18 protein-coding genes and 1 pseudogene are annotated in these 21,224 nt (G+C 75.0%); 15 read left to right on the forward strand and 4 right to left on the reverse strand.

The window, feature by feature from the left end:
* Positions 1–217 precede the first annotated feature (217 nt).
* The 5 genes from ACGFIG_RS28460 (at position 218) to ACGFIG_RS28480 (ending at position 5,138) form a co-directional block, all read left to right on the forward strand.
* Positions 218–1,003, forward strand: coding sequence for an ABC transporter ATP-binding protein (locus ACGFIG_RS28460; protein WP_393008061.1), 786 nt, complete (start codon positions 218–220; stop codon positions 1,001–1,003).
* Positions 1,000–1,722, forward strand: coding sequence for an ABC transporter ATP-binding protein (locus ACGFIG_RS28465; RefSeq protein ID WP_393008063.1), 723 nt, complete (start codon positions 1,000–1,002; stop codon positions 1,720–1,722). Before ACGFIG_RS28460 ends, ACGFIG_RS28465 begins: the two co-directional genes overlap by 4 nt.
* Positions 1,723–1,749: 27 nt before the next feature.
* A complete protein-coding gene (locus ACGFIG_RS28470; protein ID WP_393008065.1) occupies positions 1,750–2,628 on the forward strand; it encodes a branched-chain amino acid ABC transporter permease in 879 nt (292 codons plus the stop codon).
* Positions 2,625–3,740: a branched-chain amino acid ABC transporter permease gene (locus tag ACGFIG_RS28475; RefSeq protein WP_393008067.1), complete on the forward strand. Its 1,116-nt coding sequence runs from the start codon at positions 2,625–2,627 to the stop codon at positions 3,738–3,740. Before ACGFIG_RS28470 ends, ACGFIG_RS28475 begins: the two co-directional genes overlap by 4 nt.
* 117 nt (positions 3,741–3,857) lie before the next feature.
* Positions 3,858–5,138 carry an ABC transporter substrate-binding protein gene (locus ACGFIG_RS28480; RefSeq protein ID WP_393008069.1) on the forward strand — a complete coding sequence of 427 codons (1,281 nt, stop codon included), beginning with the start codon at positions 3,858–3,860 and terminating at the stop codon, positions 5,136–5,138.
* 151 nt (positions 5,139–5,289) lie between these two features.
* Here ACGFIG_RS28480 and ACGFIG_RS28485 read toward each other — a convergent pair whose 3' ends face one another.
* Positions 5,290–6,510: an acetyl-CoA C-acetyltransferase gene (locus ACGFIG_RS28485; protein WP_393008071.1), complete on the reverse strand. Its 1,221-nt coding sequence runs from the start codon at positions 6,508–6,510 to the stop codon at positions 5,290–5,292.
* Positions 6,511–6,575: 65 nt separating this feature from the next.
* Between ACGFIG_RS28485 and ACGFIG_RS28490 the strand changes: the two are divergent.
* From ACGFIG_RS28490 to ACGFIG_RS28500, 3 genes and pseudogenes are all read left to right on the forward strand, one after another.
* Positions 6,576–7,408, forward strand: a pseudogene (locus ACGFIG_RS28490) (SDR family oxidoreductase).
* 61 nt (positions 7,409–7,469) lie between these two features.
* Positions 7,470–8,081: a TetR/AcrR family transcriptional regulator gene (locus ACGFIG_RS28495; RefSeq protein WP_393008073.1), complete on the forward strand. Its 612-nt coding sequence runs from the start codon at positions 7,470–7,472 to the stop codon at positions 8,079–8,081.
* Positions 8,082–8,153: 72 nt separating this feature from the next.
* The gene (locus ACGFIG_RS28500) at positions 8,154–11,033 is read left to right on the forward strand and encodes an AAA family ATPase (RefSeq protein ID WP_393008188.1); all 2,880 of its coding nucleotides are present in this window, start codon (positions 8,154–8,156) and stop codon (positions 11,031–11,033) included.
* Between the two features lie 67 nt (positions 11,034–11,100).
* On the opposite strand, the gene ACGFIG_RS28505 is transcribed toward ACGFIG_RS28500, so the two are convergent.
* From ACGFIG_RS28505 to ACGFIG_RS28515, 3 genes are read right to left on the reverse strand one after another with little or no spacing between them, the layout of a single operon-like run.
* Complete coding sequence (locus ACGFIG_RS28505; RefSeq protein WP_393008075.1) at positions 11,101–12,180, reverse strand: alcohol dehydrogenase catalytic domain-containing protein; 1,080 nt, start codon at positions 12,178–12,180, stop codon at positions 11,101–11,103.
* Positions 12,177–13,595, reverse strand: a complete 1,419-nt coding sequence (locus ACGFIG_RS28510) for an aldehyde dehydrogenase family protein (protein WP_393008077.1) — start codon at positions 13,593–13,595, stop codon at positions 12,177–12,179. Before ACGFIG_RS28510 ends, ACGFIG_RS28505 begins: the two co-directional genes overlap by 4 nt.
* A 48-nt stretch (positions 13,596–13,643) precedes the next feature.
* The gene (locus ACGFIG_RS28515) at positions 13,644–14,309 is read right to left on the reverse strand and encodes a TetR/AcrR family transcriptional regulator (RefSeq protein ID WP_393008079.1); all 666 of its coding nucleotides are present in this window, start codon (positions 14,307–14,309) and stop codon (positions 13,644–13,646) included.
* An 89-nt stretch (positions 14,310–14,398) separates the two neighbouring features.
* Here ACGFIG_RS28515 and ACGFIG_RS28520 point away from each other — a divergent pair, with 89 nt between their 5' ends.
* The 7 genes from ACGFIG_RS28520 to ACGFIG_RS28550 all read left to right on the forward strand — a co-directional run bounded on the left by ACGFIG_RS28520 (position 14,399) and on the right by ACGFIG_RS28550 (position 21,163).
* The gene (locus tag ACGFIG_RS28520) at positions 14,399–15,547 is read left to right on the forward strand and encodes an acyl-CoA dehydrogenase family protein (RefSeq protein ID WP_393008081.1); all 1,149 of its coding nucleotides are present in this window, start codon (positions 14,399–14,401) and stop codon (positions 15,545–15,547) included.
* Positions 15,548–15,563: 16 nt separating this feature from the next.
* Positions 15,564–16,322, forward strand: coding sequence for a 3-oxoacyl-ACP reductase FabG (fabG, locus tag ACGFIG_RS28525; protein WP_393008083.1), 759 nt, complete (start codon positions 15,564–15,566; stop codon positions 16,320–16,322).
* Between the two features lie 35 nt (positions 16,323–16,357).
* A complete protein-coding gene (locus tag ACGFIG_RS28530) occupies positions 16,358–17,530 on the forward strand; it encodes an acyl-CoA dehydrogenase family protein (protein WP_393008084.1) in 1,173 nt (390 codons plus the stop codon).
* Entirely contained in the window at positions 17,527–17,994 is a 468-nt protein-coding gene (locus ACGFIG_RS28535; RefSeq protein WP_393008086.1) for a MaoC family dehydratase, read from the forward strand. Before ACGFIG_RS28530 ends, ACGFIG_RS28535 begins: the two co-directional genes overlap by 4 nt.
* A gap of 280 nt (positions 17,995–18,274) precedes the next feature.
* Positions 18,275–19,090: a SigB/SigF/SigG family RNA polymerase sigma factor gene (locus ACGFIG_RS28540; RefSeq protein ID WP_393008088.1), complete on the forward strand. Its 816-nt coding sequence runs from the start codon at positions 18,275–18,277 to the stop codon at positions 19,088–19,090.
* 187 nt (positions 19,091–19,277) lie between these two features.
* Positions 19,278–20,453, forward strand: coding sequence for a M20/M25/M40 family metallo-hydrolase (locus ACGFIG_RS28545; protein ID WP_393008090.1), 1,176 nt, complete (start codon positions 19,278–19,280; stop codon positions 20,451–20,453).
* A 65-nt stretch (positions 20,454–20,518) separates the two neighbouring features.
* Complete coding sequence (locus ACGFIG_RS28550; protein ID WP_393008190.1) at positions 20,519–21,163, forward strand: nitroreductase family protein; 645 nt, start codon at positions 20,519–20,521, stop codon at positions 21,161–21,163.
* Positions 21,164–21,224: the final 61 nt, after the last annotated feature.

Consider the following 21,224-nt stretch of genomic DNA (forward strand, 5'->3'; position numbering starts at 1 on the left):
CCCCACCCCCCGCCCCGCCCCCCCCCCCCGCGGGGGGCGGCCCTAACCCGGGGGCCCCCCGGTGGGGCCCCCTGGTAGCAAACAACCCGGGGGCCCCCCCCCCCCCCGGGGGGCCCCCCGACGAGCGTGTGCGGCCAGGGCGTCGAAGGTATTGACGGCCCACCTCAGAAACGTACACTCCCAGTGTAAATACTGGCGGCTGCCGGGGGGACGGGTGATGGAGCAAGGGCTCGCACTGCACCACATCGGAGTCCGCTTCGGCGGGCTCACCGCCCTCGACGACGTCTCGCTGCGGGTGCCGCCCGGCCGGGTGGTCGGCGTGATCGGTCCCAACGGGGCCGGCAAGACCACGCTGTTCAACGTCGTCTGCGGCTTCGTCACGCCGGACGAGGGCTCGCTGAGCCTCGACGGCCGGCCGCTGCGGCCGCGCCCGCACCGGTTGAACCGGCTCGGCGTCGCCCGCACGTTGCAGGGCACCGGGCTCTTCGCCGGGCTAACCGTGCTCGAGAACGTGATGACCGGGGCCACCCACACGGCCCGCGCCGGCTTCCTCGCCGCCCTGCTGGGCCTGCCCCGCAGCGACCGCGACGAGCGCCGGCTGCGCCGGCACGCCCTCGACGTCCTGGACACCCTGGGCATCGCCGGGCACGCCGACGCCGCGCCGGGCACGCTGCCCTTCGCCGTACGCCAGCGGGTCGCCCTGGCCCGCGCGCTGGCCGCACGCCCCCGGCTGCTCCTGCTCGACGAACCCGCCGGCGGCCTGGGCGCCGACGACATCGCCGAGCTGGCGGAGCTGATCCGGGGACTGCCCCGACGCGACACCGACCCCTGCGCGGTGCTGCTGGTGGAGCACCACATGGACCTGGTGATGTCCGTCTGCGACGAGATCGTGGTGCTCGACTTCGGCCGGGTGATCGCCGCCGGCACCCCCGAGCAGGTACGCGACGACCCGGCGGTCGCCGACGCCTACCTCGGCGCCGCCGTCGACGAGGCCGCGGCATGAGCGGCGGGGCCCTGCTCGAGGTACGCGGCCTGGCGGCCGGCTACGGCGGCGCGCCGGTGCTGCACGGCATCGACCTCACCGTGCCGCAGGGCGCCATCGCGGCCGTCGTCGGCGCCAACGGGGCCGGCAAGACCACCCTGCTGCGCACCCTCTCCGGCATGCTGCGCCCGACCGCCGGCCGGGTCCTCCTGGCCGGCGAGGACCTGCGCGGCGTCGCGGTGGAGCAGCTCGTGCGGCGCGGCATGGCCCACGTCCCGGAGGGCCGTGGGGTGGTCGGCGAGCTGACGGTCGACGAGAACCTGCGCCTCGGCGGGCTGTGGCGGCGCGACCGGGCCGACGCCGCCCGCGCCCTCGACGAGGTCTACCAGCTCTTCGAGCCGCTGGCCCGGCGGCGGCGCCACCACGGGCACCAGCTCTCCGGCGGCGAGCGGCAGATGCTCGCCCTCGGCCGGGCGCTGGTCGGCCGGCCCCGCCTGCTGCTGCTCGACGAGCCGTCGCTCGGCCTGGCGCCGCGGGTGGTCGCCCAGACCATGGCCCTGCTGCGCCGGCTGCGCGACGACACCGGTCTCACCGTCCTGCTGGTCGAGCAGAACGTGCGCAGCGCGCTCTCGATCGCCGACGAGGGCGTGGTGATGTCCCTGGGCCGGGTCGTCACCACCGCCCCGGCCGGCCGGCTGCGCGACGACGCCGACCTCCGGCACGCCTACCTCGGCTTCTGAACCCCTCGTCCCCGCAAGGGAGGACCGTTGGACCGCTTCGTCTTCCTCACCCTCGACGGCCTGTCCAGGGGCGCGGTCCTCGCCGCGTTCGCCCTGGCGCTGGTGCTCATCTGGCGGGCGGCCAGGATCGTCAACTTCGCCCAGGGCGCGATGGCCGTCGCCACCGCGTACGTGGCCTACAGCGTCTCCGCCGCGACCGGCTCGTACTGGCTGGGCTTCCTGGCCGCGCTGGCCGCCGGGCTGCTGCTCGGCGCGGCGGTCGACCTGGTCGTCATGCGCTTCGTCGACCACGCCTCGCCGCTCAACCCGGTGATCGTCGCGCTCGGGCTGGTGTTGCTGATCCAGGCCGTCCTCGGCATGGCGTACGGCAGCGAGTTCCTGCCCGCCGGGACGCCCTTCTCCCGCAACCCGTTGACCGTGGGCGGCGTCGCCGTCCTGTCGCCGTACGACCTGTTCGTCTTCGCGGCGGTCGCGGTGGTGGTCGTGGGGCTCGCCTGGACCTTCACCCGCACGGCGGTGGGCCTGCGGATGCGCGCGGCGGCCTTCGCCCCCGAGGTGTCCCGGCTGCTCGGGGTGAACGTGGGCGGGATGCTCACCCTCGGGTGGGCGCTGGCCTCCGGCGTCGGCGCGCTGGCCGGCATGCTGGTCATCCCCACTGAGCTGGGCCTGCACCCGCACGCGATGGACCTGGTCTTCGTATCGGCGTTCACCGCCGCCGTGGTGGGCGGACTGGACAGCCCACCGGGGGCCGTGGTCGGCGGCCTCGCGGTCGGGCTGCTGCTCTCCTACGTCAGCGGCTACGCCGGCAGCGACCTCACCCCGCTCGCGGTGCTGGTGCTGCTGCTGACCGTGCTGCTGGTCCGTCCCGCCGGGCTCTTCGCCCCGGTCGCGGCGAGGCGGGTGTGAGCGCCACCCGGGCGGCGACCCCGCCGGGCACGAGGGCGCGCGCCGGCGGCACGCGTCCGGCCGGGACCCGACGCGGCTCGACCCTGCTGCGCCACCTCGCTCTCGCGGTCGTCGCCGCGCTGCTGCTGGTGGCCGCGAGCTACGGGCTGGAGCCCTTCCGCAACTTCCAGCTCGCCACCGTGGCCGCCTACCTGTGCGCCACCGCCGGGCTGACCGTCCTCACCGGGCTCAACGGGCAGCTCTCGCTGGGGCACGGCGCGCTGATGGCCACCGGCGCGTACACCGTGGCCCTGTGCCAGAACGCCTTCGCCGACGCCGGGATGACCGGCGGCTGGCTGCTGCCGGTGTCGCTGGGCGCGGCCGTCCTCGCCGCCCTCGCGGTGGGCGCCGTGGTCGGGGTGGCCGCCGCCCGGCTGCGCGGGCCCTACCTGGCCGGCGTCACCCTGGCCGTCGCGGTCGTGGTACCGGCGTTGGCCGTCACCTTCGACGGCGTCCTCAACGGCGAGCAGGGGCTCGCGGTGCCGGTCGAGCCCCCGCCGGCGGCCCTCGGCCCCTACTTCCCCTACGAGCGGTGGCAGCTCTGGGTCACCGCGGCGGCCACCCTGCTGGCCCTGCTGCTGCTGGCCAACCTCGTACGCAGCCGGTACGGCCGCACCTTCCGGGCGGTCCGCGACGACGAGGTCGCCGCCCGCCTCGCCGGCATCCACGTCGCCCGCACCCAGGTCCTCGCCTTCGTGGTCAGCGCGGGCGGCGCCGGGCTCGGCGGCGCCCTGCTCGCGGTCCTCGCGCAGAGCGTGTCGCCCGGGGCGTTCTCGCTGACGCTGTCGCTGTTCCTGCTGATGGCGGTCGTCATCGGCGGGCTGGGCAGCCTCGCCGGCGCCGCGTGGGGCGCCGTCCTGCTGGTCGTCCTGCCCGACCTGACGCACGCCGTCACCGAGCAGCTCACCCTGTCGCCGGCGCTCGCGCAGCGGGTCGAGGGCAACCTGCCCCTGGCCATCTTCGGGCTCACCCTCGTCGTCGTCATGATCGCCGCTCCCGGCGGCGTGCAGGGCCTGCTGTCCCGGCTGGCCCGGGCCTTATCCGCGCGCCGGGCGGGCCGACGGCGGCCGTGAGCCGTCCCGGTCCGGGAGCCCGCACCCGCCCCACCCGAACACCCGTCCCCACCACCACCGCACCCCACCACCACCGCACCCACCACCAACCGGACCGAGGAAAGGTCGGTGTCTGACATGACACGAACGGCACGGCGCGGCCTCGCGCTCGCCACCGCCATCACCCTGCTCGTCACCTCCGCTGCCTGCACCGGGGACGACGGCGGCGGCCGGGGAGCGGTCCCCGGCGTCACCGACACCGAGATCGTGGTCGGCACGCACATGCCGCTCACCGGTCCGGCCTCCGCCGGCTACTCCAAGATCGCCCCGGCGACGAAGGCGTACTTCGACCACGTCAACGCCAACGGGGGCGTGCACGGCCGTAAGATCACCTACAAGATCATGGACGACGGCTACAACCCGGCGAACACCCAGCAGGTGGTACGCCAGCTCGTCCTGCAGGACAAGGTCTTCGCGATCCTCAACGGGCTGGGCACGCCGACCCACACCGGCGTGCTCGACTTCCTCAAGAGCAACCGGGTGCCCGACCTCTTCGTCGCCTCCGGCAGCCGCAGCTGGGACCAGCCCGACCGCTACCCGGGCACGTTCGGCTTCAACCCCGACTACACGGTGGAGGGCAAGATCCTGGCCCACCACGTGAAGACCAGCCTGCCGGGGCGCAAGGTCTGCTTCCTCGGCCAGGACGACGACTTCGGCCGGGACAGCCTCGTCGGCGTGGAGAAGGTGCTCGGCGCCGACGCCGTCGTGGCGAAGCAGACGTACGTCACCAGCAACACCAACGTGGCGCCCCAGATCGGCGCGTTCAAGGCGGCCGGCTGCCAGGTCGTCATCCTCGCCACCGTGCCCGGCTTCACCGCCCTGGCCGTCGGCACCGCCGCCCGGCTCAAGTTCCAGCCGCAGTGGCTGGTCTCCAACGTGGGCGCCGACCACCCGACGCTGGCCAAGCAGCTCGGCGCCAACGCCGGGCTGCTGGAGGGCATGGTGGGCGCCAACTACCTGCCGATGGCCACCGACGCCGCCGACCCGTGGGTCCAGCTCTTCACCAGGATCAACAAGGAGTACAACGGCGACGCGCCCTTCGACGGCAACACCGTCTACGGCATGGCGGTCGGCTACCTCTTCGTGCAGGTGCTCCTCGCCGCCGGCAAGGATCTCACCCGCGAGGCGGTCACCGAGGCCGTCGCCAAGGGCGGCTACCAGGGGCCCGGGCTGGCCCCGCTGCGCTACTCCGACACCGACCACTCCGGCTACGGCGGGCAGCGGCTGACCCGGGTGAGCGGCGGGACGCAGGCCTACTTCGGACCCACGTACGAGACGGACGAGGGCGACGGGCCCGTACGCGAGCACACCGCCGCGCCGGTGGCGCCGCCGGCCAACGGGGTGCCGACGGCCTCCTGACCGGTCGTACCCGGCGCGGACCGGGCGTGGCGCGTCGGCCCTCCGGCCCGCCCCGCCCGGTCCGGGCTGGGCGGGGCGGTCACCCGGCGTGCCAGACGGGCTCGCGGGCCGCCGGCAACTGACGGCGTCCCGGGAGCCCGGCCGGGCCGGGTCAGCTCAGCCGCTCGATGACCATCGCCATGCCCTGCCCGCCGCCGACGCACATGGTCTCCAGCCCGATCTCCCGGTCGTGCCAGCGCAGCGAGTTGATCAGTGTGGTGGTGATCCGGGCGCCCGTCATGCCGAACGGGTGGCCCACCGCGATCGCGCCCCCGTTGACGTTGAGCCGGTCCCAGTCGACGCCCAGCTCCCGGGCGCTGGGCAGCACCTGGGCGGCGAACGCCTCGTTGATCTCGACGAGGTCGACGTCGTCGATCGACATGCCGGCCCGCCGCAGCGCCTGCCGGGACGCCGCCACCGGCCCGAGCCCCATGATCTCGGGGGAGAGGGCGCTCAGGCCGGTGGAGACGATCCGGGCCAGCGGGGTGACGCCCAGCTCCCGCGCGCGTACGTCGGACATCACGACGAGCGCGGCGGCACCGTCGTTGAGCGGGCAGCAGTTGCCGGCGGTCACCGTGCCGTCGGGCCGGAACACTGGCGGCAGGGCCGCCACCGCCTCCAGGGTCACCCCGGCACGCGGCCCGTCGTCGGCGCTCACCACCGCTCCGCCGGGCACGGTGACCGGGGTGATCTCCCGGGCCCAGAAGCCGTCGGCGATCGCCTTCTCGGCCAGCAGCTGCGACCGTACGGCGAACTCGTCCTGGCTGAGCCGGGACACCCCGCGCAGGTGCGCCACGTTCTCGGCGGTCTGCCCCATCGCGATGTAGACGTCCGGCAGTTCGCCGTCCTCGCGCGGGTCGTGCCAGCCCGGCAGTTCACCCGCCGCCCTGCTCGCGGTGCGCGCCAGGGCGTCGGCGAAGGCCGGGCTGGTGGTGCCGGGGTGCCCGTCGGCGCGGCCCCGGTCGTAGCGGGAGACGCACTCCACGCCGACCGAGAGGAAGGCGTGGCCCTCGCCCGCCCGGATGGCGTGCAGGGCCATCCGGGTGGTCTGCAACGACGACGAGCAGTAGCGGTTGACGGTCGTGCCGGGCAGGTGGTCCAGCCCGAGCAGGGTGCCGACGACCCGGGCGAGGTTGTGTCCCTGCTCGCCCGCCGGCTGCCCGCAGCCGAGCATCAGGTCGTCGATCTCGCGCGGGTCGAGCGCCGGCACCTGGTCGAGGGCGGCCCGTACGACGGTGGCGGCCAGGTCGTCGGCGCGCAGGTCGCGCAGGGAGCCCTTGTACGCGCGGCCGATGGGTGACCTGGCGGCGGCGACGATGACGGCTTCGGGCATGGGAGCGTCCTCTCGGGGGAGCGAACTATGTGCATCGACAGTGCGGTTACCGCAGCGCGCTGTCAATGGAATGTGAGGCGTCCATCGATGTTCCGTCGTTGACGAGCATCGAAGCCACTTCTAGTATCTGCATCGTGAATGCAGATACGGGGCGACTCGTGGGCCGGGTCGCCCTGGTCACGGGCGCCAGTCGCGGCATCGGCCTGGCCATCGCCCGGCGACTCGTCGCCGAGGGCGCCCGCGTGGGGCTGACCGCGCGCCACCCGCAGGCCCTGGCCGAGGCGGTCGAGGCGCTCGGCGGGCCCGCCCGCGCCGTGGCCGTCGCCGGCCGGGCCGACGACGCGGGGCACCGCCGGGCCGCGGTCGACGCCGTGGCCGAGGCATTCGGTCCGGTCGACGTGCTGGTCAACAACGTGGGCATCAATCCGGCGTACGGGCCGCTGGTCGACCTGGACCTGGCGGCGGCCCGCAAGATCCTCGACGTCAACCTGGTCGGCACGCTCGGCTGGGTGCAGCAGGTCGCCGCGGGGATGGGCGAGCGGGGCGGCTGCGTCGTCAACGTGTCCTCGATGCCGGGCGCACCCCGTCGCCCGGCATCGCCTTCTACGGGGTGAGCAAGGCCGCGGTCGACCACCTCACCGCGTGCCTGGCCGTCGAGCTCGCCCCGAAGGTCCGGGTCAACGCGGTCGCGCCCGCCGTGGTGAAGACCCGCTTCGCCGCGGCGCTGCACGAGGGCCGCGAGGAGGAGGTCGCCCGGGCGTACCCCCTGAAGCGCCTCGGGCTGCCGTCCGACGTGGCCGGCGCGGTCGCCTTCCTCGCCTCCGACGACGCGGCCTGGATCACCGGGCAGACCATCGTCCTCGACGGCGGGGTCAGCCTCGCCCGGTCCGTCGGATGACCGGCCTGGCTAGACTCGGCGCGGCGGTGCGGGCGACGTGACGGCGAGGAGGCGGGCGCAGATGGGCGGTGCCGAGGCTCCGGTCCGGGTCGACGGCCGGACCGCCCGGGCCGAGCGCACCCGGGCGGCGATCGTCGAGGCGCACCTGGCGCTCATCTCCGAGGGCGACCTGCGGCCGACCGGCGAGCGCATCGCCGAGCGGGCCGGCATCTCGTTGCGCACGCTCTGGACCAACTTCAAGGACATGGAGACGCTCTTCGAGGCCAGCGGCGCGGAGCTGCTCCGGCAGCAGGACGCCGCCCACCGCCCGATCTCGCCGGCGCTGCCGCTGGCCAGGCGGATCGACGCGTACTGCCGGCAGCGGGCGCGGCTGCTCCAGCTCATCACGCCGTCGGCCCGCGCCGCCCAGATGCGCGAACCGGTCTCCGGGCAGCTGCGCCGCAACCGCCTCAAGCACATCGAGCGGGTCCGCGACGAGGTCGAGCAGCTCTTCGCCGCCGAGCTGGAACAGGCCGGCCCGGACCGGGACCAGTTGGTGCACGCCCTGGTGGCCGCGAGCATGTGGCCGGCCTGGTCGATGCTGCGCGACGGGCTGGGGCTGGGCGTGGACCAGGCCCGGGCGGTTATGGCCCGTACGGTGGCGGCCCTGCTGGCCGGCGTCGCCCCCCGCTGACACGGTCGGCGCACCGGTCTTTCCATCGGGCGGCCGATAGGTGACACTCGATGCATGGTTACTGCATTGTCAGTGCAATTAACCGTGCTGCGTGGCCGGGGCGAGGAGTGTGCCGCGATCCGGCACCTGCTGGGCGTACTGCCCACCGGTGGCGGGGGAGCGCTGCTGATCCAGGGCGAGCCGGGATCCGGCCGCACCGCCCTCGTCGACTACGCGCACCGGCACGCCGAGGGCTGCACCGTCCTGGCCGGCACGGGCCTGCGCGAGGAGGCCGGCCTGCCGTACGCCGGGCTGCAACGGTTGTTGGATCCGGTGCTCGAGCGGGCCGACGAACTCCCGGAGCAACAGCGGCGGGTACTGCTGCGGGCGCTGACCGGTGCGGGCTGCCCCGCCCACCGGCGCCTGGCGCTGTCCCTGGCCGTGCTCGGCCTGCTCACCTCCACCGCGCGGGAACGCCCGCTGCTCTGCACGGTGGACGACGTGGACCAGGGCGACCAGCCCACCGCCGACGTGCTGGCGTTCGTCGCCCGCCGCCTGCGCCGGTCGCGGGTGGCCGTCCTGCTCACCACCGCCGCGGACGTGCCGCTCGACGGGATGGCCCGCCACCGGCTCCGTCCGCTCGACGACCGCGACAGCCTCGCCCTGCTCACCGACCGGTTGGCCGGCCGCCCACCCGCTCCGTCCGTGGCCGCCGCGCTCGGCGCGGCGGCCGGCGGCAACCCGCAGGCCCTGGTCGACCTGGCCGGGGTGCTCACCCCGGGCCAGTGCCGCGGGGAGGAGCCGGTACCCGAGACGCCGCCGGCCGACGGCGGGCTGGGCCGCGCCTACCGCGCCCGGCTGGACCGGTTGCCGGCCGACACCCGCCGCGTCCTGCTGCTCGCCGCGCTCGACGAGGACGGGGAGCCGGGCACCCTGCTCCGGGCCGCCCGGATCGCCGGCACGGCCGTCGAAGCGCTCGCGCCGGCCGAACTCGCGGGCCTGGTCCGCGTCGAGCCGCACCGCGTCACGTTCCCGCAGCCCCTCGTCCGGACCGTGGTCCGGGCCGCCGCGCCACTGGCCGAGCGGCGCGCGGCGCACCTGCTGCTCGCCCGCGTGCTCGACGGGGCCGGGCACCGGCTGCGTCGGGCGGGGCACCTCGCCGCCGCCGCGCAGGGTCCCGACCCGGCCCTGGCCGCCGAACTGGAGCAGGCGGCAGCCGAGAGCGGGGCCGCGGCGACGGCGGCCTCGGCGGCGCTGCAGCGGGCCGCCGAACTCAGCGACGACCCGGCGCGGGCCGCCGCCCGGCTCGTGGCCGCCGCCCGGTACGCCTGGTCGGCCGGCCGGGCACACCGGACCCGGCTGCTGCTGGGCGGCCTGCCCGCCGCCGTGGACGCCACCGTGGCGGGGCGGGCGGGCCTGCTGCGCGGGGAGCTGGAACTGCGCGCCGGGCACCCCCGCTCCGCGCTCACCACCCTGCTGGCCGCCGCCGACACGCTGACCGCCCCGGACACCGCCTCGACCGGCACGGACACCGGGCGAGCCGCCCCGGACAACGCGTGGACCGCCATGGGCCGCGGGCGGGCCGCCACGGTGGCGTCCACGGCGGCGGGCGCGGACCAGGCCGGCGCGGACGGCGCGGGATCCGGCGACCGCGCGCTGGCCCTCGGCGCGCTGGTACGGGCCGGCGAGGCCGCCTGCTTCGCCGGCGACCAGTACCGCTACGCCGAGGTGGCCCGCAGGGCGGAGCTGTTGCGCCGCCCCGGTGACCCGCCCGCGACCGAGCTGCTGAGCGCGTACGTCGCCGGGACGGCGGCGACCCTGCGCGGCGACCACGAGCAGGCCGGGCCCGCCCTGCGCCGGGCGGTCGTCCTCGGTGGACAGCTGACCGGGCCGGCACTGACCCCCGGGGCCCTGACCTGCGCTGCCTCGGCCGGGCTGCTGGTGGCGGTGGACGGGGCGGCGCACCGGCTCGCCGCGCGGGCCGTCGAGCTGGCCCGCGAGCGGGGCGAGCTGTCCGCCCTGCCGCGTGCGCTGGAGCTGCGGGCGTCCGCCGAGTACTGGCTGGGCCGGCACGACGCCGCGATGGACAGTTCCCGGGAGGGGCTGCGGATCGCCCGGGACACGGGTCAGGACAACTGGGCCGGCGTACACCTGGGAATGCTGGCGGTGCTGGCCGCCGTCCGGGCGGACCGCGAGACCGCCCTGCACCGGATCCGCGAGATCGGCGAGGACGCGGGCGCGCACAGCCGGCCCCGTGCCCTGGCGCAGTGGGCGCTGGCCGTGCTCGACCTGGTCGACAACCGACCGGCCGCCGCCGCCGCGCGACTGGCCGCGCTCGCGTGCCCCGGCACCGGCCGGGGACAGGTGCTGGTGCTGGTGATGGCCACCCCGTACCTCGTGGAGGCGGCCGCCGCCGTCGCGGACCGGCCGGCGGCCGGCGCCGCCCTCGCCGTCTTCGACCGGTGGGCCAGCAGCACGGCGAGCCCGTCGCGCCGGGCCCTCTCCGCCCGCTGCCACGGGCTGCTCGCGCCCCGGGGCAGCGCCGAGGCGGAGCAGGAGTTCCGCACCGCGCTGCGGCTGCACCCCACGGCCGCCGGCGCGTTCGAGCGGGCCCGCACCGAGCTGCTCCTCGGCCGGGAACTGCGCCGCAGCCGCCGACCGCGCGCGGCCCGCGAGCACCTGCACGCCGCCCGGGAGGCGTTCACCCTGCTCGGGGCGGGCGTCTGGGCCGACCAGGCCACCACGGAGCTGCGGGCGGCCGGCGAGTCCGTCGGCCCGCCGGAGGAGTCGGTGGCGCGACTGCTGACCGGCCAGCAGCTCCGGATCGCGCAACTGGTCGCCGAGGGCGCCACCAACCGGGAGGTCGCGGCCCGGATGTTCCTCTCCACCCGTACGGTCGACCATCACCTGCGCAACATCTTCCACCGGCTCAACATCCGCTCCCGCACGGAGCTGGCCCGCGCCCTCTCCTGACCCCGCCGCTGACCTCCCGCCCTCCCCTCCCCGCCCTGAGCGGAGGCGGGGAGGGGTGGGGCGGGTGTCAGGGGGTGGGGAGGACTATCGTGCGGGCGCCCTCGCCGCGGGACATGCGGGCGAAGGCGTCGGGGGCGCCGTCGAGGGTGGTCCGGTCGGTGATCAGGTAGCCGAGGTCGAGGGTGCCGTCGAGCACGGCCCGGGCGAGTTCGGGCAGTTCCCGGTCTGGGTCGGAGGAGCCGTAGACCGAGGAGCGCAGGGTCCGGGCCGAGTGGAAGATCTCCAGCGCGCCCAGCCCGACGATGTCGTCCTTGGCCCCCATGCCGATGACGGTCACCTGCCCGCCCCGGCGGGTCACCCGCCAGGCGGTGCGGATCGTGGTCGACCGCCCGACGCACTCCAGCGCGTGGTCGACGCCCCGCCCCGCCGTGCGTTCCCGGATCGCCCGGTTGAGCGACTCGTCGGCGAGCAGGAACTCGGTGGCCCCGGCCGCGGTGGCCAGCGCCGCCTTGCTCGCCGAGACGTCGACGGCGAGCACCTGGTCGGCGCCGGCGGCCCGCGCGGCGGAGACGACCGACAGCCCCACCCCGCCGAGGCCGATCACGACCACCGATTCGCCGGGCGCGACCTGCGCCGTACGCCGGACCGCGCCGACGCCGGTGACCACGGCGCAGCCCAGCAGCGCCGCCGCCTCGAAGGGCAGCTCGGCCGGCACCGGGATGACGGCGTTCTGCGGCACCACCACCTCCTCGGCGAGAGCGCCGAGGCCGAGCGTGACGTGCAGGGGCTCGCCGGCCGGTGTGCGTCCCCGGGGGACGGAGGGCCCGCCGGTGCGTTCGCAGAGCCACGGCTCGTCCCGCCCGCAGTACCAGCAGTCGCGGCACGGCGGAGCCCAGTTGAGCACCACGTGCGCGCCGGGCGCGACCCGCGTGACGGCGTCGCCGACCGCGACCACCACACCGGCCGCCTCGTGCCCCAGCACCAGCGGGTACGGCGGCGCGAGCGTGCCGTCGACCATGGACAGGTCGGAGTGGCAGACGCCGGCGGCCCGGACGCTCACCCGTACCTCGTGCGGGCCCGGGGCGGGCAGTTCGATCTCCTCCACCCGCAGCGGGGCGCCCACGCCGCGTGCGACCAGCGCCCTCATCGCTGGATGGCCTTCACCTGGAGGAACTCCTCGAGCCCGTACCGGCCCAGCTCCCGGCCGAGGCCGGACTGCTTGTAGCCGCCGAACGGGGCGAGCGGGTTGAACGGGGCGCCGTTGACGTCGACCGCGCCGGTGCGCATCCGCCGGGCGACCCGAAGCGCCCGCTCCTCGTCGGCCGACCAGACCGCGCCGGCCAGCCCGTAGCGGGAGTTGTTGGCGATGGCCACCGCCTCGTCCTCGTCGTCGAACCCGATGACCGCGAGCACCGGACCGAAGACCTCCTCCTGGGCCAGTGCGCTGTCGGGGTCGACGTCGGCGATCACCGTCGGCGCGACGAAGAACCCCCGCTCCGGCAGTGGGGCGTCGGGCCCGCCGGCGACCAGCCGGCCCCCGTCGGCCAACCCGCGCGCGACGTGCTCGCGGACCCGTTCCCGCTGCGCGGCGGAGACCAGCGGTCCGAGCCGGGTGGCCGGGTCGAACGGGTCGCCGAGCCGGTAGCCCGCCGTGGCCCGGGCGGCCAGGTCGAGGGCCTCGTCGTAGCGGTCGCGGTGCACCAGCAGCCTCGTCCAGGCGGTGCAGGTCTGGCCGGAGTTGGCGAACGCGTTGCCGACCCCGACCTTCACGGCCGTGGCCAGGTCGGCGTCGTCGAGAACCACGTTGGCCGACTTGCCGCCGAGTTCCAGCGCCACCCGGGCGATGCGGTCGGCGGCGAGGTGGGAGATGCGCCGCCCGGTGGCCGTCGAACCGGTGAAGGAGACCATGTCGACGTCCGGGTGCGCGGCGATGGCCTCGCCGACGACCGGGCCGGTGCCGGTGACCAGGTTGACCACCCCGGGCGGAAAGCCGGCCTCGTGGATCGCGTCGAAGAGCAGGTACGCCGTCAGCGAGGTCAGCTCGCTCGGCTTGAGCACCACCGTGCAGCCGGCGGCCAGGGCGGGGGCCAGCTTCGCGACGACCTGGTGCAGCGGGTAGTTCCACGGGCTGATCGCCCCGACCACGCCGACCGGCTCCCGGAGCACCAGCGAGTTGCCGACGGTCTCGTCGGCCGGGGGACGGGCGGCCAGCTCGACGTAGCTGCGCAGGACGGTCAGCGGCAGGCCGGCCTGGACCCGGGTGGCCACCTTCAGCGGGGTGCCCAGCTCCAGGGCGACGGTGCGGGCGATCTCGTCGGCCCGGGCGGAGAGGGCGGTGTGCAGCCGGTCCAGGCACGCGGCCCGTTCGGCGGGCGCGGTGTCGGCCCAGCCGGGAAAGGCGGCCCGGGCTGCCGCGACGGCGCGGTCGACGTCGGCGGCCGTACCGGCCGGGACGGCCGCGAAGACCTCCTCGGTCGCCGGGTTGCGCACCGCGACGGTCTCCCCGGCGCCGGCGGCGACCCACTCGCCGTCCAGGTAGAAGTCGGTCCGTGCGAGATCCATCGCGCCCCTCACGTACATCGGTCAAAACTAGCAGTGCAAGTTTCGACTCTAGTACGCGTCGTCGGCCGGCGGGAGGGGTGGCAGCGGCCCGATGTGCTCCTCGTAGGTGCGCGACAGCCCGTGGATCAGCGCGTCGAGGCCCAGCGCGAAGGCGCCCTCGTCCACCTGTTGCTGGTGCTCCGCCAGCCGGTGGGCATGGTTCAGGTGCGGGTACTGCTTCGCGTACACCCCGGGGTCCTCGACGAAGCCCCGGGCGAACGAGCCCAGCGCCGAGCCGGTCACGAAGTAGCGCATGAGCGCGCCGATGTGGGTCGCCCGGGCCGGCGGCCAGCCGGCGGCGACCAGTCCGCCGTAGACGGCGTCGGCCATGGCCAGGGCCGCGGGTCGGCGTCCCGGCCCTCGGGCCAGGTACGGCACGATGTTCGGGTGCGCGGCCAGCGCCGCGCGGTAGGAGCGCCCCCACCGGCGCAGCGCCTCGCGCCAGTCGACGCGGCCGAAGTACGACACGTCCACCTGGCCGGTGACGGTGTCGGCCACCGCGTCGAGGATCTCGTCCTTCGTGGCGAAGTGGTTGTAGAGGGACGGGCCGCGTACCCCCAGTTCGGCGGCCAGGCGGCGGGTGGAGAAGCCCGCCAGCCCCTCGGCGTCGATCAGCGCGGCGGCGGTCTCGACGATCCGCTGCCGGCTGAGCAGGGCCTGCCGCGGCCGGGGCATTCCGGTCCTCCTTCGCTGGTGCGGTCGTCTGAGACTCTGCCACACCCGGGTCTGGACGGAATTAAACTTGCACCGCTAGTTTAAGGCTCATGGATCTGCAACTCTCCGCCGAGCAGGCGGCGGTCCGCCGGCTCGCCGCGGACTTCGTCGACCGCGAGGTGGCGCCGCACGCGGCCGCCTGGGACCGCCGGGAGTCCGTCGACCCCGACATCGTCGGCAAGCTGGGTGACCTCGGCTTCCTGGGCCTCACCATCGGCGAGGACGACGGCGGCTCCGGCGGCGACCACCTCTCCTACTGCCTTGTGCTGGAGGAGCTCGGCCGGGGCGACTCCGCCGTGCGCGGCATCGTCTCGGTCTCCCTCGGACTGGTCGCCAAGTCGATCGCCGCGCACGGCTCCGCCGAGCAACGGGCACAGTGGCTGCCCCGGCTCTGCTCCGGCGCCGCCCTCGGCTGCTTCGCGCTGACCGAGCCGGACAGCGGCTCCGACGCCGCCGCGCTGACCACCCGGGCGGTGCGCGACGGCACCGACTGGCTGATCACCGGCGCGAAGATGTTCATCACCAACGGCACCACCGCCGACGTCGCGCTGGTCTTCGCCCGCTCCGGCGGCCCCGGTCACCGCGGTATCAGCGCGTTCCTGGTGCCCACCGACGCGCCGGGCCTGACCCGCCGCGAGATCCACGGCAAGCTGGGGCTGCGCGGGCAGGCCACCGGGGAGCTGCGCCTCGACGGCGTACGGGTGCCGGACTCGGCGCGCCTCGGCGAGGAGGGCGCCGGCTTCCGGCTGGCGCTGGCCACCCTGGCCAAGGGCCGGATGTCCGTGGCGGCGGGCTGCGTCGGCATCGCCCAGGGCTGCCTCGACGCGGCCGTCGGCTACGCCGGGCAGCGCACCCAGTTCGGCAAGCCGATCGCCGCCCACCAGCTCGTGCAGCAGCTGCTCGCCGCCATCGCCGTCGACACCGACGCCGCGCGCCTGCTGGTCTGGCGCGTGGCCGACCTGATCGACCGGGGCGAGCCGTTCGCCACCGAGGCGTCGACGGCCAAGCTCTTCGCCAGCGAGGCCGCCGTGCGCGCGGCCAACAACGCGGTGCAGGTCTTCGGCGGCTACGGCTACATCGACGAGTACCCGGTCGGCAAGTACCTGCGCGACGCCCGCGTCGCCACCCTCTACGAGGGCACCAGCCAGATCCAGCAGCTGCTCATCGGGCGCGCGCTCACCGGCGTCAACGCCTTCTAGAAGCCAGGGAGAAACCGTGACCAGATTCGCCGACCGCGTCGCCGTCGTCACCGGCGCCGCGCAGGGCATCGGCGCGGCCACCGCGCACCGGCTGGCCGCCGAGGGTGCGGCGGTCGCCGTGGTCGACCTCGACGCGGCACGCGCCCAGGTCGTCGCCGACGAGATCGCCGCCGCCGGTGGTCGGGCCGTCGGCATCGGCTGCGACGTGACCGACGCCGCCGCGGTCGCCGCCATGACCGACGAGGTGGTCCAGGCGTACGGCGGGCTGCACGTGCTCGTGAACAACGCCGGGATCACCCGCGACAACCTGCTGTTCAAGATGGCGCTGCCCGAGTGGGAGGCGGTGCTGAACACCAACCTGACGAGCATGTTCCTCTGCTGCCAGGCGGCGCAGCAGCACATGGTGGCGGCCCGCTATGGCCGGATCGTCAACCTCAGCAGCCGCTCCGCCCTGGGCAACCGGGGCCAGGTCAACTACGCGGCGGCCAAGGCCGGGGTGCAGGGCCTGACGGCCACCCTCGCCGTGGAGCTGGGTCCGTTCAACGTCACCGTCAACGCGGTGGCCCCCGGCTACGTGGCCACGGCGATGACCGCCGCCACCGCCGAGCGGGTGGGCAGCAGCCCCGAGGAGCACCAGCGCATGGTCGCCGAGCACACCCCGCTGCGCCGGGTCGCCCAGCCGGCCGAGATCGCCTCGGTGATCGCTTTCCTGGCCAGCGACGACGCCTCGTACGTCAGCGGCCAGACCCTGTACGTCAACGGCGGCGCGCGCTGAGCCGCGCGTAGCACCGCACCGACCCCGGAGGGGACATGGACTTCGCGCTCTCGGACACCGAACGGGCCATTCGCGACACGGCCCGCGACTTCATCACCAGGGAGGTCATGCCGCTGGAGCAGGAGCTGCTGCGGCGCGAACGCGCCCACCGGCCCGGGCTGGAGCCCGACGAGCTGCGCGAGTTGCAGCTCAAGGCGCGGGCGTTCGGCTTCTGGGGGCTGGCCACCCCCGAGGCGTACGGCGGCATGGACCTGCCGGCCGTCACCCAGTCGCTGATCTGGACCGAGATCGGCCGCTCGTACGTGCCGTTCCGCTTCGGCGGCGAGGCCGACAACATCCTGTTCCGGGCCAACGAGGAACAGCAGCGGGAGTTCCTGATCCCGACGATCGAGGGGGAGCGGCGCAGCTGCTTCGCGATCACCGAGCCGGGTGCCGGCTCCGACGCCGCCAACATCCGGCTCAGCGCCCGCCGTGACGGCGGCGACTGGGTGCTCAACGGCGAGAAGACCTTCATCACCGGCGGCAACGAGGCCGACTTCGCCATCGTCATCGCGGTCACCGACCGGGAGAAGGGCGCCCGCAACGGCGGCGCCACGGCCTTCCTGGTGGACCGGGCGATGGGCTGGCGCTCGGAGTTCATCCAGACCATGGGCGAGGGTGGGCCGGCCGCGCTGGTCTTCGACGACGTACGGGTGCCGGAGCGCAACATCCTCGGCGACCCCGGCCAGGGTTTCGCCCTCGCGATGGAGTGGATCGGCAAGGGGCGCTACACCATCCCCTCGCACGCCGTCGGCATCGCGGAGCGGGCCCTGCGGATGGCGATCGACCACGCCACCACGCGGCAGACGTTCGGTCGGCCGATCGGCGACAACCAGGCGATCCAGTGGATGATCGCCGACTCCGAGACCGAGCTGGAGGCGGCCCGCTGGCTGATCCTGCGGGCGGCCTGGACGGTGGACCAGGGCATGGACCCCCGGCACGCCTCGTCGATGGCGAAGCTCTACGGCGCCGGCATGGTCAACCGGGTCGTCGACCGGGTGCTGCAGATCCACGGCGGCATGGGCTACACCCGGGAGCTGCCCGTCGAGCGGTGGTACCGGCAGGTCCGGCTCTACCGGATCTTCGAGGGCACCGACGAGATGCAGCGGCTCATCATCGCGCGGGACCTGCTGCGCGGCTACACGCGGCTGGGAGGGCACCTGGCATGAGGACCTTCGACTCGGTCGACGAGCTGGCCGCGGCGGTCGGGGAGACCCTCGGCCCGGGGCCGTGGCAGCGTGTCGAGCAGCGGCGCGTCGACCTCTTCGCCGACGCCACCGACGACCACCAGTGGATCCACCTCGACGCGGAGCGGGCCGCCGCCGGCCCGTACGGCGGCACGATCGCCCACGGCTACCTGACCCTGTCCCTGCTGCCGGCGCTGGTGGGCCGGCTCTACCGGGTGCGGGGCGTGCGGATGGGGGTCAACTACGGGCTGAACCGGGTGCGCTTTCCCGCCCCGGTGCGGGTCGGCACGGCGGTCCGGGCCGTCGCCACCATCGCCGAGGTGTCCCCGGTGCCCGGCGGGGTGCAGCTGGTGACCGCCGCGACCGTGGAGTGCGACGCCGGCGGCAAGCCGGTCTGCGTCGCCGAGACGGTGAGCCGGCTCTACGCGGCGACGGCTGCCCCCTGAGCCGGGGCTGCACCGTCTCGCCGGCCCCGGGCGGGTGGTCACCGGCCGCCCCTCGGCCCCCCTCGTGGCCCCGGGCCCCGCGGCGGGTCTGCCCGCCCGAGTCCCTCCGTCAGCGCCGGCGCCGTGGCCTGTCCCACAGCGTTCGCGCCTGGGATGGGAGACTCTGTCGCTTTCGTCCATCGTCCGTTCGGTTGATATGGCGACGGCCGTTGGTCTAGGGTGGTGGCACTGCGGTCGCCGGTTCCCGGCGTCGCCGCATCTGTGGGACAGGAAGGGCAACATGATCACCACGACGACCGCGCCGAGCACCACCACCACCGACACCGCCACCACGGTCTCCGGTGACGAGACCCGCGCGAGCGAGCTGACCGCCGCCCTCGCAGCCCTGCCGGAGGGGCACCCCGACCGGCCGGCGTTGCGTGCGCGGGTGATCGAGGCGTGGCTGCCGCTGGCCCACCACCTCGCCTTCCGCTACAGCGGGCGCGGCGAGCCCAACGGGGACCTGGCCCAGACCGCCGCCCTCGGGCTGATCAAGGCCGTGGACCGGTTCGACGCCTCCCGGGGGGTGGACTTCGCCGGCTTCGCCATCCCGACGATCCTCGGCGAGATCAAGCGCCACTTCCGCGACCGCACCTGGAACATCCGCGTGCCGCGCCGCCTGCAGGAACTGCGGCTGCGCATCTCCGAGGCCAACGGCACCCTCACCCAGACGCTCAACCGCGCGCCCACGGTCGCCGACATCGCCACCCACCTCGGCGTCACCGAGGAGGAGGTCCTGGAAGGGCTCGAAGGCGCGCGCGCCTACAACGCCGTCTCCCTGTCCACCCCCATCGGCGACGGCGACAGCGCCACCGAGCTCGGCGACACCCTGGGCGCCGAGGACGGCGAGTTCGAGCTGGCCGAGCTCCGGGCCTCCCTCGGCCCCGCGCTCGCCACCCTCGACGAGCGCGAGCAGAAGATCCTCACCCTCCGCTTCTACGGCAACCTCACCCAGAGCGAGATCGCCGCGCGGGTCGGGGTCTCCCAGATGCACGTCTCCCGCCTGCTCGCTCGCGCGCTGGGCAAGCTGCGCGGCCAGCTCGAGGGCAGCCACTGACGAACTCCCCGTGACCCCGGCGGCCACCCGCCGCCGGGCGTACGCCTCGGGGCGCCGCCCACCTCGGCGACCCGCGACACGGCATCCTTGTCTTCCAGGATGCCGTGTTGCGGGTCGTACCACCGTTTCCGTGCGCTGTCGGACATCGTGACGTTTATGGGCGCGGCGGCGGTGCCACCATCGAACGATGGCGAATGTCGATGTGTTGCGGCGTGGGGCGCGGGCCCGGGCGGCGGTGATGACGGCGCGGCTGCGCCGGCTGGTGACCTGCGAGTCGCCGCCGGGAGCGGGACCGGAACTCGCCGCCTGCGCCGATCTGCTGCAGGCGTGGGGTGACGCGGCGCTGGGCCGGCGGGGGCGTCGCGTGGTCCTCGACGGCCTGCCGCACCTGCTCTGGGCGGCCCCCGACCAGCGTGTGCTGCTGCTCGGTCACTACGACACGGTCTGGCCGTCGGGCACCATCCGGGACTGGCCCTTCACGATCACCGGAACCACCGCCACGGGGCCCGGGGTCTGCGACATGAAGGCCGGAATCGTGCAGATGCTCACCGCGCTGGAACTGCTGCCGGACACGTCGCGGGTCGGGCTGCTGCTCACCTGCGACGAGGAGAGCGGCTCCGGCACCTCCCGGCCGCTGATCGAGGAGCAGGCCCGCCGCTCCGGGGCGGTGCTGGTCGGCGAGCCGAGCACCGAGGGCGGCGACCTGAAGGTAGCCCGCAAGGGCGGTTCCGTCTACCGGATCACCGTGCGGGGACGGGCGGCGCACGCCGGCGTGGAACCGCACCGGGGCGTCAACGCCGGGGTCGAACTCGCCCACCACATCCTCGCGGTGCAGGCCTTCGCCGCGGGGGAGACGAGCGTGACGCCGACGGTCCTCTCCGCGGGCACGATGACGAACGTGGTACCCGAGTCCGCGGTCCTCAGCGTCGACGTGCGGGCCTGGACGCGCGAGGAACTGCACCGGGTGGACCGGCTGGTCCGGGCGTTGACACCCCGGCTGCCCGACGCGCGGTTGACGGTCGGCGGCGGGATCAACCGGTACCCGCTGCCGGCCTCCGTGTCGACGCCGCTGCTGCGGATCGCGCAGTCGGTGGGGGCGGAACTCGGATTGCCGACCGTACGCGGCGTCGCCGCCCCAGGCGCCTCCGACGCCAACTTCACCGGCGCGCTCGGCGTACCCACCCTGGACGGGCTGGGCGGGGTCGGGGGCCTGCCGCACGCCCGCGGCGAGTACGTGGACGTCGCGAGGATGCCGGAGCGCACCGCGCTGCTGGCCGCGCTGACGGCCCGGCTCCTCGCCACCGCCCCCGACGAGGTTGCCGAGGAACGCCGCCCGCCGGTCGAAGTCCGCACGGTTTCGTAAACGCGCCCGGCACCGCTGGGCGATGCTAATTCCGTCGATCGCGCGGGGAGGCGCTCATGGCTCGAATGACCGGTGACCTCGGACCCCACTCGCCGCTGGCGGCGGGTGACATGGTGCGCAACGCGCGCACCTTCGCCGACCGGATGGCGGCCAGGCGCTCCATCCGGCACTTCTCGCCGCGGCCGGTGCCGATGGAGGTGATCGAGGAGGCGATCCGCGCGGCGGCCACCGCGCCGAGCGGCGCCAACCTGCAACCGTGGCGGTTCGTCGTGGTCACCGACGCCGCCCGCAAGCGCCGGCTGCGCGAGGCCGCCGAGGCCGAGGAGCGCGGGTTCTACGCCCGGCGGGCGTCGGCGCAGTGGCTGGAGGCGATCGCCCCGATCGGTACGGACTGGCACAAGCCCTTCCTGGAGGTGGCGCCGGTCGTGATCGTGGTGTTCGAGGTGCACCAGGGCCCCCGCTCCCCGAAGCCCTACTACGTCAAGGAGTCGGTGGGCATCGCGGTCGGCGTGCTGATCACGGCGCTGCACCACGCCGGGCTGGCCACCCTGACCCACACGCCGAGCCCGATGCGCTTCCTCAACGAGGTGTGCGAGCGGCCGCCGGAGGAGCGCCCGTACCTGGTCATGCCGGTCGGGTATCCGGCGCCCGACGCGACGGTGCCGGACCTGGTCCGCAAGCCGCTGCCGGAGGTCCTGATCCGGCGGTGACGGCCCGTCCCCGGCTGTCCGGGGGCCGGACCCGGGGGCCGGACCGCCGCGCGACCACCCG

The organism is Micromonospora sp. NPDC049048 (assembly GCF_043197615.1).
GTDB lineage: Bacteria > Actinomycetota > Actinomycetes > Mycobacteriales > Micromonosporaceae > Micromonospora.